Source organism: Thermovibrio sp., from assembly GCA_015488335.1.
GTDB lineage: Bacteria > Aquificota > Aquificia > Desulfurobacteriales > Desulfurobacteriaceae > Balnearium.
The window spans coordinates 1-10,603 of record WFNZ01000013.1 but is presented as its reverse complement, the minus strand read 5'-3'; the positions used below and the strand labels follow the sequence as shown (position 1 = coordinate 10,603).

Here is a 10,603-nt window from a genome sequence, read left to right as displayed (position 1 = left end):
TTTATACGTTAGGAATTATTTATATTATTCTAAATAATCCTTGATTTTCAAATTTTTCTAATTATAATAAGTTAAAATTAACTCGGGGGTGTAGAAATGAAGAAACTTTTGAGATTTCTCTTCCTTTCGGATCTTGAGATTAATAAGGCCTATCCAATCAGAATGGCACTTTTCTACTGGATTACCGTTTTCCTGTTTATAGGTGCTGCTTACTACACTTTGTCTCAAAAGTTTCCAGGAAGCAAGTTAGCTTTAGATGTTGTTGAAAGCCTGTTTATATACGCAGCTGTTATCAGTGTTTTCTTCTTTTTCCTTGTCCTTGTTTACACTCTTGCCGCCTCTAAGGATTATAGAGCTCTTGAAGAGTATGCCAGATCTCTTGCTAAGGGGGATCTTCAGTCAGAGGTTAAGTTGAGTTCTCTTGCTGATAAGGATATAGTGGAGATATACAACGCTCTTGATAAACTCAGAAGGAGTTTGATTCTTTCTCAGGAGCTCCTTAAGAAGAAAGAGCGAAAAGTAAGTTAGGAAAAAGCCCCCCGAAAGGGGGCTTTTGTTTTATAGGTGTTTTTGAATATACTCTATTGCATCTCCGACTGTTTGAATCTTCTCAGCGTCTTCGTCTGGAATTTCAATCCCGAATTCCTCTTCAAGAGCCATAACAAGCTCTACTGTGTCTAAGGAGTCTGCTCCGAGGTCTTCTACAAATGAAGCTTCAGGTGTTACCTCTTCCGGGTCTACTCCGAGCCTATCGGCTATGATTTCCTTTACTTTTTGTTCAATGTTCTCCATTTTAAACCTCCCTGTGGTTTTATAGCCAACTGGAATTATAAGCAACCCGTTAGAAAAGTCCACCGTTTACATGGATTGTTGTTCCGGTGATGTAGGAAGCCATATCAGAAGCTAAGAAGAGACATACGTCTGCAATTTCTCTGGGGTCTCCCTCTCTCCTTAGAGGAATTGATTTAAGAAGTTCCTCTTTAATTTTCTCCGGTATTGCCTTTGTCATGTCTGTTGTAATGTACCCGGGGGCTACGGCGACAACTCTGATGTTCCTTCCGCCGAGCTCTTTGGCAAGGGATTTTGTAAAACCGATAAGTGCCGACTTTGTTGCTGAGTAGTTGACCTGACCAATGTTACCTGTGAAACCTACAACCGACGAGATGTTTATGATTACTCCTTTCCTCTTTTTAACCATTAAAGGAACAACGGCTTTTGTAACGTTGTAAACGCCGTTGAGGTTCGTGTCTATAACGGCGTCCCAGTCTTCATCTTTCATTCTGAGAAAGAGGGTGTCTCTCGTTATTCCTGCGTTGTTTATTAGAACGTCAATTTTTCCCTCTTTTTCGGTTATTTCACTTACCACTTTTTTAACTTCTTCCCTGTCTGTTACGTCCATTTTTACGCCCTTTACTCCAATCTCCTGTGCAACTGCTTCTGTCCTTTCTCTGTTTGTTCCCGTTATGTAAACTGTGGCTCCTGCTTTTTTAAAGGCTTCTGCAATGGCTTTTCCTATTCCTCTTGTTCCTCCTGTAATCAAAACTACTGTGCCCTTAAGTTCTTCAAACACACTTCCCTCCTTGCAGGTTTTTTTAATTATCTCATTTTGCCGCATCTAAACCGAAGCTGCCCATCGTTGAGAAGAGGAAGACCAGAACTGTGGCTTTAAAGAACCACTCTGAGTTGTTGATCACTGAGGGGAAGACTCCCAGGATTAAGAGGGACAGAGCAGAGATTGTGAGGGAGATTGCCGTTATTGTTAGGAGCCTTAAGGGAAGTATTCCCCCTACGTTCTGAACTTTCCAGCTGCCGATTTTCCCGAACTTTATAACGATGTATAGCCCTATGATGGTTAGAACTAACAGGAAGAGTGCATGTGGAAGGGACATTTTCCGAGAGAGTTCCCACACGTCCTCACTTGCGGCGAAGGGGAAGGCTAAAAGGGCGGCTCCTGCTGCTTCTTGAACGATGTCTGAAAACTTCAGGTTTGTTTCCTCTTTCTCTAACTTCCTGTTCAGGGCGTTTATCTGCTCTTCTATCTGGTGGAGCTCCCTCTCAATTTTTTCTATCTCTTTCTCTTCCAACGTTTCCTCTCTGGTAAAATAGGTTCTGCTATGAGAAGTCTAATATTTATGGTTCTGCTTTTTTTGTGGTCAACTGCTCTGTTTGGGGCAGAGTGCCCGTCTATTCCAGAGGTTCAGTCTATTTTAAACAGAGTTTTAAAGTTCCCCGTTGCTGTTAAGTCTGTGGCCTTTTTGAAACCCTTTAACGCCTGCAGGGTTGATACCGCTTCTGGCGATACCTTTTTCCTCTCTAAAGACGGGCGGTTCCTTATAGAGGGTGTTCTTCTGGAAGTTCCCTCTCTTCGGATTTCAGAAAAGGAGTTTAACTTCTTTAAAGGAAAAGCTCTCTTCTCTGTTGGTAGAGGAGAGGAGCTCCTTGTTTTTACAAATCCTATGTGCAGGGCCTGCAGGGATAACAGAAAACTCTTAAAGGAGCTTGAGAAGCGGTTTAAGCTCTTTTTCGTTCCGGTAGGTTTTGAAGGTCCAGAGTTTGAGGCTGCAGTTTCATCCTACTGCGAGAATGCAGCTGGGGAGAGGTTCTTTAAGCTGAAGCCCCCCTTTAAGCTCTGTTCTCTGGGAAAGCTGAAGGTGTGGAGCGTTGAAGATAAGCTGAAGAAGTTAGGCATTACGGGAACTCCTGTTTTCATAACTGAGGATGGAGAAGTTATCGTCGGAGTTGATGGGCTGAAAAGGTTTCTATCTCAGAACTGAACGTGGATTCTTTTTATTTTCTGTTTCCTTACAGATTCCGGTATTTCTTCAAGTTCTGGCAAGTTTCTTATTTCGTCCGGGTCGCTTATTCCATTAAAGTTTATGAGGTAGAAGTTTGGTCGGTCTCCATAAAGGTTGTCTTCATCTAAAACTAAACCGCAAACGGCAAGTTTTCTCTGTTCTATCGGTTCCCTGATTTCTGGAATAGAGAGGAGTTTTTCAATTTGGTTATCTACGTTTATTTCCATAAGGGCGGCGTTCAGGAGTTTAGGGTTATCGTAAAGTGAGAGTAGTATTTCTGCATTCTCCTCGTAGGTTTTTCTGAGGAGTTTGAACTCAATTTCTGCCGACTGAACCGGAAGTGAAATGAGCTTTTCAAGGTCAACGGCAGTGGTTCCGACAACGGCTATGAGGGGAACGTTTAAGTCTTTCACTGCGTAGTAGATTGAGGCGAGGTTTGGAAAGACCTGTGCAGCTGCGTTGGAGATTATGAAACCCTCTGGAAAGAGAGTAGATATTCTCCAGACCACACTTGAGGCACAGATGATGCAGGATTCATACCGGTTTAAAGGTTCCTTTACTCTACACTCCCTTAAAAGGAGCTTCTCTATTACCTTTGCCGGGCTCATTAGACCTCTAAAACCTCTACCGTCAGCTTTTGGGTATCAAGTATAGCAAAGGTGCTCTTTCCCGTCAGGTAGCCGCAGAGCTCCCCCGGGTTCACAATCTGGCACCCGTTTACAACCCTCACGTCTACCTCGTGGGTGTGGCCGTAGAGGATAAAGTCAAAGTCTCCAGATTTTGCGAGTGAATCAACGAACAGGGGCTCGTGCATTACAGCAAACCTCTGGCCGTCTATCAGTTTTGCCACAGGCGGTTTCTCTATTACTCCTCCTGAAACCTTTAAGAGGCCCGCAACCTCTCCGTCGTTGTTCCCGAAAACTCCCAAGAAGTCGCACTTCAACAGGTTTAAGAGCTCTTTTACTGCAAACGGGGAGACGAAATCTCCGCAGTGGATGAGGAGCTCCACTCCTCTCTCGTTAACTATTTCTGCCATCTTTCTTATCTTCTCAAGGTTGTCGTGGGAGTCTGAAACAACTGCAACTTTCATTTTTTGCTCCCTTTAGGTGGTTTTGAGGAGACGTAGTCGCACTCAGGGTATCTGCTGCAGCCGTAGAATTTTTTTCCCTTTTTGCTTCTTCTTTCAACTACTTCTCCCTCTCCACACTTTGGGCACTTTCCGTAGGTAACAGGGGCTGTGTATTTACACTGTGGATAGTTTGAACAGGCTATGAACCTACCGAACCTACCAGATTTTATAACAAGGTCTCCACCACACTCAGGGCACTTCTCTCCCGTTTTCTGTGGCTCCTCTTTTAAGCTTTCCTTGTATTTACACTGAGGGTAGTTTGAGCAGGCTATAAAGGTTCCGTATCTACCGTGGACTTTTAAGAGGAGAGCTCCACACTCGGGGCACTCTCTTCCAACCTCTTCCCCCTTAACACCTTTAAGTTCCTCTCTTGCCCTCTCTAAAAGATCCTTGAACTCTCCGAAGTAGAACTCTGAAAGGAGCTCCCTCCAGTTCTTCACTCCCTCCTCTATCTTGTCAAGCTCCTCCTCAACGGAGGCTGTGAACTTAACGTCAACAACCTTGGGGAAAAGTTTTTTGAGGAGAGAGTTAATAAACTCACCAAGCTCTGTCGGTTTCAGCTTCTGCTTCTCCTTCTCTACATATCCCCTCTGGATGATGTTTGAGATTATCGTCGCGTAGGTTGACGGCCTTCCAACACCTTCTTCCTCAAGGGCTTTAACGAGGGTTCCTTCAGTGTAGCGGGGAGGAGGTTCTGTAAAATGCTGAACTCCCTTTATCTCCTTTGCTTCAACAATTTCACCTTCGTTTAGTTCAGGCAGGAGTTTTTCCTCAAACTCTATCGGGTAAACCTTCAGGAACCCTTCCTCTTTAAGCGTTGAACCGGTAGATCTGAAGGTGAGACCGTTTCCCTCTATATCAACAGAAACTGTGTTAAAAACGGCATCCTTCATCTGAGAGGCAACGAACCTCCTCCAGATGAGATCGTAGAGTTTGAACTGCTCGGGAGTCAGGTAGGGTTTTACACTTTCAGGGGTCCTGTAAACAGATGTTGGCCTTATGGCCTCGTGGGCGTCCTGAGCTGAAGAGGGTTTCTTAGATTCGTAGCTCCTTGCCCTTGCAGGCAGGTATTCTTTTCCAATTTCTTCTTTTATGAACTTCCTCACCTCTTTTACTGCTTCATCTGAAACCCGTGTAGAGTCTGTTCTCATATAGGTTATGAGACCAACCCTTTCATTTCCCAAGTCTATACCTTCGTAGAGCTGCTGGGCTATCTGCATCGTCAGTTTTGCGGGAAAGCCGAACCTCTTAGAGGCCTCCTGCTGGAGTGTTGAAGTAATGAAGGGCGGTAAGGGTTTCCTTTTCCTCTCTTTTCTTTCAACTTTTGTTATTCTGAATGGAGCTTTTTTAGCCTTCTCAACAAGTTCGTTTGCCGCCTTTTCATTGGGGATGTCAAACTTGTCAAGCTTTTTTCCATCTACCGCCCAGAGCTTCCCTGGGAATTCCATATTCTCTTTGCTGAAAACTCCCTCAACCGTCCAGTACTCCTTGGGAATGAACTTTTTTATTTCCTTTTCTCTGTCACAGATGAGCCTTAGCGCTACCGATTGGACTCTTCCTGCAGAGAGAGCTCTCTTAAACTTCCTGGAAAGAAGCGGAGAGATGGTATATCCAACTATTCTGTCAAGTATTCTCCTTGCGTGCTGGGCGTATACCTTGTTTTCATCTATCTTATCCGGGTTCTTAACGGCTTCCTGAATGGCCTTTTTCGTTATTTCGTGAAAACGGACCCTGTAGATGTTGTCTTTCTTTACCCTCTTCAGGGCGTTGGCTATGTGCCAGCTTATGGCTTCTCCTTCCCTGTCCGGGTCTGTTGCAAGGTAGATCTCGTCGCTCTTCTTTGCTGCCTCTTTTATCTCCTTCAATATTCTGTCTTTTCCTTTTATTGTTACAAATTTCGGTTTAAATCCCTTTTCTATATCTACTCCAAACTCCTTTTCCGGAAGGTCTATAACGTGCCCCATAGAGGCTTTAACTATGAAGTCCTTTCCAAGATACTTCTGTATCGTTTTGGCCTTTGCCGGAGACTCAACTATCAGCAGCTTTTTCTTCGCCATTCTCTAACTCCTTATGAAATCTGGCGGAAGTTTAAGTTAGGTTTACTGGACTTTGTAGTCAAAAGTTATAACTTATCTGTGCTCGGAAAAATTGAACAAAACGAAGGGAGGTGGAAAATGGAGCTCTCTACGGCTGCCATCATGCCTTACGCAGTGATGGCCTTTAAAGCAGTGGTGATAGCCGTTGTAGGTTACATAGCTGCCGTTATCGGTAAGAAGATAACTGCAAAGCTCCTTGGCAGTCTGGAATCTCTGAAGGAGCAGGAGGAGTTTGTAAATAGTGCGGGAAGCCTCGTCTACTACCTGATTCTCCTCATCACGGTTGTTGCTGTTCTTGAAGCCCTTGGCCTTAAGTATGTTACACAACCTTTCTTAGATCTCCTTAACAAAGTCGCTTCCTACATTCCCAACGTTATCGGAGCAACGGTAATCTTAGTTGTTGGGATTCTCCTTGCGAAGATTGCTAAAGAGTTTACAAACTCCTTAGTTGAGACCTTCCAGCTTGAGGAGCTTGGCAAGAAGTACGGAATTGAAGACCTTGGGGGAGCCCTCGGAAACCTCGTCTACATCTTCATCCTCCTCTTTGTGATTATTGCTGCACTCAACGCCCTTCAGATCAACGCCATTACAGCTCCTGCTGTCTCTATGCTTACGGCGATCCTTGATGCCATTCCAAAGATTGTTGCTGCGTTAATCGTCTTTGGAATCATTTTCTACGTTGGAAAGATTGTTGCAGATATCACTGCGAAGATCGTTGACGAGCTGAACATTGATGAGATTGCCAAAGAGATAGGAATCTCCTCGGATAAACTTAAGTTTGCAGACCTCGTTAAGTACACAATTCTTACTTTTGCCGTTCTCTTAGGTCTGTCTCAGGCTTTCCACTACCTTGAGGCTGGGGCCCTCTACCAGCTCACCTATCAGTTTACGGTTATTGCCTTTAAGCTTGTTGTTGCTTCTGTTATCCTCTTTGTCGGTGCTTACCTTGGAAATGTTTTTGAGAAGAGGATTGAGAACAAAACCCTTGGAAAGACTATTAAAGTAGCCTTTATTACCGCTGCTGTTTTCATTGCCCTTCCTTACGTTGGAGTATCACCTCAAATAATTGAGATTGTCGTTCTCTCCATCTGCTTCGGTGTAGGCCTTGCCTTTGCCCTTGCCTTTGGGCTTGGCGGTAAGGATTTTGCGGCAGAAGTTCTCAAAAAGCTGACAAAGTCTGATAAAGAGTAATGGTGGGGAGGGAGCTCCCCTTCCTCCTTTTCTCGTCAATTCCTATTTTTCTTCCTGCCTATCCTTTCCTTGACAAACTCTTTCCCCTTTGCTTATATTCAGCCCGTCAAACTACATAAGGAGGAGTAGTATGCCCACAATTAACCAGCTGGTTAGGAAAGGGCGCGAGAAGAAGGTAAAGCGCTCAAAGGCTCCAGCTCTTCAGGGGAACCCTCAGAAGAGGGGAGTCTGTGTAAGGGTATTTACAACCACGCCTAAGAAGCCCAACTCTGCTCTCCGTAAGGTTGCAAGGGTAAGGCTCTCAAACGGCATTGAGGTAACAGCCTACATCCCCGGTATCGGACACAACCTTCAGGAGCACTCCGTTGTTCTCGTAAGGGGTGGAAGGGTTAAAGACCTTCCAGGTGTTCGTTACAAGATTATCAGAGGAGCCCTTGACGCTGCAGGTGTTGAGGGAAGAAGACAGTCCCGTTCCAAGTATGGAACGAAGAGACCTAAGGAGAAAAAATAATTTAGGAGAGGAGTGACATGCCCAGGAAAGGACCAGTTCCACCGAGGGAAATACTTCCAGACCCAGTTTACGGTGACAAACTCGTTGCAAAGCTCATCAACAAGGTTATGAAAGACGGTAAGAAAAGTAAGGCCGAAAAGATCGTTTACGGTGCCTTTGACATCATTAAGGAGAAACTCGGAGAAGACCCTCTCAAGGTTTTCCACAAGGCTGTTGAAAACGTAAAACCGCTCATGGAAGTACGTCCACGCCGTGTTGGTGGTGCAACCTACCAGGTTCCGATGGAAGTAAGGCCTGAAAGACAGATCCACCTGGCCTTAAAGTGGATCGTGGACGCTGCACGTGCTCGTTCTGAGCGCGGAATGGTGAACAAGCTGGCAAACGAGCTTATTGATGCCTACAACGAAAGGGGTGGTGCCTTCAAGAAGAAAGAGGACACCCACAAGATGGCTGAGGCTAACAAGGCCTTTGCCCACTACAGGTGGTAAGTAACTCAATTCAGGAGGAGAAGTTGAGCAAGCAACAGGCTCTCATAAAACAGATTAAGGTTCCCCTTGAAAAGGTCAGGAACATAGGAATTATTGCCCACATTGACGCCGGTAAGACAACAACTACAGAGCGTATTCTCTACTACACCGGCCGTATCCACAAGATAGGTGAGGTTCACGAAGGTGCGGCCGAGATGGACTGGATGGAGCAGGAGAAGGAGAGGGGTATTACAATTACCTCTGCTACAACGACCTGCTTCTGGAGAGACCACCGTATCAACATCGTTGACACTCCCGGACACGTTGACTTCACAATTGAAGTTGAGCGTTCTCTCCGTGTTCTTGACGGTGCAGTAACTATCCTCTGTTCCGTTGGCGGTGTTCAGCCACAGACAGAAACCGTATGGCGTCAGGCAGACAAGTACAGGGTTCCAAGGATAATCTTCGTTAACAAGATGGACCGTATCGGTGCAGACTTCTTCAGGATTGTTGGTGAAGTTGAGGAGAAGTTAGGCGCAAAGCCCGTTCCCGTTCAGGTTCCAATCGGTGCTGAGGATGAGTTTAAGGGAGTTGTAGACCTCATCACAATGAAGGCAATCATCTGGGAAGAGGAGACACTCGGAGCTAAGTATCACTACGAGGATATTCCTGAAGACCTCGTTCCCGTTGCTGAGGAGTGGCGTGAGAAGATGCTTGAGGCTCTGGCCGACGTTGATGAAGAGATAATGATGAAGTACCTTGAGGGCGAGGAGATTACTGAAGACGAGATTAAGGCTGCCCTCAGGAAGGGAACGATAGAGCTCCAGTTCTTCCCCATGCTCTGCGGTTCTGCTTTCAAGAACAAGGGAGTTCAGCCACTCCTTGACGCAATTGTAGACTACCTCCCATCTCCACTTGACATTCCTCCGATTAAAGGAATTAACCCAAAAACTGGAGAGGAGGAAGAGAGACCTGCCTCCTATGATGCTCCGTTTGCAGCCCTCGCCTTTAAGATCCTTACAGACCCTTACGTCGGTCAGCTTACTTTCGTGAGGGTTTACTCAGGCCTTATGGAATCAGGTTCCTACGTCTACAACGCTACAAGGGATAAGAAAGAGCGTCTTGCCAGGATCCTCCGTATGCATGCCAACAAGCGTGAGGAGATTCCGGTTCTTGGTGCTGGGGATATCGCTGCAGCCGTTGGTCTTAGGGAAACTTACACTGGAGATACCCTCTGCGACCCTGAGCACCCAATCCTCCTTGAGGCTATGGAATTCCCTGAGCCGGTTATCTCCGTTGCTGTTGAGCCAAAGACTAAGGCAGACCAGGAGAAGCTCTCAATTGCTCTTCAGAAGCTTGCAAAAGAAGACCCATCTTTTAGGGTTTCAATGGACCACGAGACAGGGCAGACGATTATCTCTGGAATGGGGGAGCTCCACCTTGAGATCATCGTTGACCGTTTGAAGCGTGAGTTCGGCGTTGACGTTAACGTAGGTAAACCTCAGGTTGCCTACAGAGAGACAATCAAAAAGGAAGTTACTTCCGAAGGAAAGTTCATCAAGCAGACAGGTGGTAGAGGTCAGTACGGTCACGTCTGGCTCAAGATTGAACCTTTAGAGCCCGGAAAAGGCTTTGAGTTCCACGAGACAATTAAGGGTGGTGTCGTTCCAAAAGAGTACATTCCTGCTGTTGAGGCCGGCGTCAAAGAGGCTATGGAAACAGGAGTTGTTGCCGGTTACCCGATGACAGACATCAAAGTCACACTCTTTGATGGTTCTTACCACGAGGTTGACTCATCTGAAATGGCCTTTAAGATTGCTGGCTCCATCGCCTTCAAAGAGGGAGCCAAGAAGGCAAACCCTGTTCTCCTTGAGCCTATTATGGAAGTTGAGGTTACAACTCCTGAGGAGTTCATGGGAGACGTTATTGGAGACCTCAACAAGCGCCGCGGTAGGGTTCAGGGAATGGAAGCAAGGGGTAACGCACAGGTTATCAGGGCATTAGTTCCCCTTGCTGAGATGTTCGGTTACGCAACAGACCTTCGTTCAATGACGCAGGGTAGGGCTACCTACATAATGAGGTTCAGCCACTACGAGGAAGTTCCGCCAAACGTTGCCGAGCAGATAATAGGAGAGAGGAACAAGTAACTTCTGCCCCCTTTTGGGGGCTTTTTCTTTTTTCCCCTTTACAGAGGGGAAACTTTGCATATAATACCAGCCTGCAAGCTTTTGGTCTTTTAAAAACCAATATGGATTTCAGGAGGAATAACCATGGCGAAGCAAAAATTTGAAAGGACGAAACCCCACAAGAACGTGGGAACAATTGGTCACGTAGACCACGGAAAAACGACCCTCACAGCAGCAATCACCCACTGCCTTGCCCTCCAGGGAAAGGCCCAGGAAGTAGGCTACGAC

Annotated in this window: 13 protein-coding genes; 7 read left to right on the top strand and 6 right to left on the bottom strand. The window is 45.9% G+C overall.

The genetic code is table 11. The annotated features are described in order from the left end of the window. Positions 1 to 96 precede the first annotated feature (96 nt). Entirely contained in the window at positions 97 to 528 is a 432-nt protein-coding gene (locus tag F8H35_RS01295; protein ID WP_472571764.1) for a histidine kinase, read from the top strand. A 30-nt stretch (positions 529 to 558) separates the two neighbouring features. Here F8H35_RS01295 and acpP read toward each other — a convergent pair whose 3' ends face one another. The 3 genes from acpP to F8H35_RS01280 are packed head-to-tail and all read right to left on the bottom strand — an operon-like array spanning position 559 to position 2,084. Then, entirely contained in the window at positions 559 to 792 is a 234-nt protein-coding gene (gene acpP / locus F8H35_RS01290) for an acyl carrier protein (RefSeq protein ID WP_132527748.1), read from the bottom strand. 49 nt (positions 793 to 841) lie between these two features. Continuing rightward, positions 842 to 1,570, bottom strand: coding sequence for a 3-oxoacyl-[acyl-carrier-protein] reductase (gene fabG, locus F8H35_RS01285; RefSeq protein WP_472571763.1), 729 nt, complete (start codon positions 1,568 to 1,570; stop codon positions 842 to 844). 31 nt (positions 1,571 to 1,601) lie between these two features. After that, positions 1,602 to 2,084: a DUF2391 family protein gene (locus F8H35_RS01280; RefSeq protein WP_472571762.1), complete on the bottom strand. Its 483-nt coding sequence runs from the start codon at positions 2,082 to 2,084 to the stop codon at positions 1,602 to 1,604. 30 nt (positions 2,085 to 2,114) lie between these two features. On the opposite strand from F8H35_RS01280, the gene F8H35_RS01275 reads away from it, so the two are divergent. Beyond that, positions 2,115 to 2,774 carry a thioredoxin domain-containing protein gene (locus tag F8H35_RS01275; protein WP_472571761.1) on the top strand — a complete coding sequence of 220 codons (660 nt, stop codon included), beginning with the start codon at positions 2,115 to 2,117 and terminating at the stop codon, positions 2,772 to 2,774. On the opposite strand, the gene F8H35_RS01270 is transcribed toward F8H35_RS01275, so the two are convergent. The 3 genes from F8H35_RS01270 to topA are packed head-to-tail and all read right to left on the bottom strand — an operon-like array spanning position 2,765 to position 5,981. Then, on the bottom strand, positions 2,765 to 3,403 hold the full coding sequence (locus F8H35_RS01270; protein WP_472571760.1) for a carbonic anhydrase: 639 nt from the start codon (positions 3,401 to 3,403) through the stop codon (positions 2,765 to 2,767). The genes F8H35_RS01275 and F8H35_RS01270 overlap by 10 nt on opposite strands. Next, positions 3,403 to 3,885, bottom strand: coding sequence for a metallophosphoesterase (locus F8H35_RS01265; RefSeq protein ID WP_472571759.1), 483 nt, complete (start codon positions 3,883 to 3,885; stop codon positions 3,403 to 3,405). The genes F8H35_RS01270 and F8H35_RS01265 overlap by 1 nt, the downstream gene beginning before the upstream one ends. After that, on the bottom strand, positions 3,882 to 5,981 hold the full coding sequence (gene topA / locus F8H35_RS01260) for a type I DNA topoisomerase (RefSeq protein WP_472571758.1): 2,100 nt from the start codon (positions 5,979 to 5,981) through the stop codon (positions 3,882 to 3,884). Before topA ends, F8H35_RS01265 begins: the two co-directional genes overlap by 4 nt. Before the next feature lie 117 nt (positions 5,982 to 6,098). On the opposite strand from topA, the gene F8H35_RS01255 reads away from it, so the two are divergent. From F8H35_RS01255 to F8H35_RS01235, 5 genes are all read left to right on the top strand, one after another. Next, positions 6,099 to 7,211 carry a mechanosensitive ion channel gene (locus tag F8H35_RS01255; protein WP_472571757.1) on the top strand — a complete coding sequence of 371 codons (1,113 nt, stop codon included), beginning with the start codon at positions 6,099 to 6,101 and terminating at the stop codon, positions 7,209 to 7,211. Between the two features lie 130 nt (positions 7,212 to 7,341). After that, a complete protein-coding gene (gene rpsL, locus F8H35_RS01250; RefSeq protein WP_283400838.1) occupies positions 7,342 to 7,722 on the top strand; it encodes a 30S ribosomal protein S12 in 381 nt (126 codons plus the stop codon). A 17-nt stretch (positions 7,723 to 7,739) separates the two neighbouring features. Next, entirely contained in the window at positions 7,740 to 8,210 is a 471-nt protein-coding gene (gene rpsG / locus F8H35_RS01245) for a 30S ribosomal protein S7 (protein ID WP_472571756.1), read from the top strand. 23 nt (positions 8,211 to 8,233) lie between these two features. Continuing rightward, positions 8,234 to 10,336: an elongation factor G gene (gene fusA / locus F8H35_RS01240; RefSeq protein WP_472571755.1), complete on the top strand. Its 2,103-nt coding sequence runs from the start codon at positions 8,234 to 8,236 to the stop codon at positions 10,334 to 10,336. A gap of 123 nt (positions 10,337 to 10,459) precedes the next feature. After that, a partial coding sequence (locus tag F8H35_RS01235) for a GTP-binding protein (RefSeq protein ID WP_472571754.1) occupies positions 10,460 to 10,603 on the top strand: 144 nt, incomplete at its 3' end.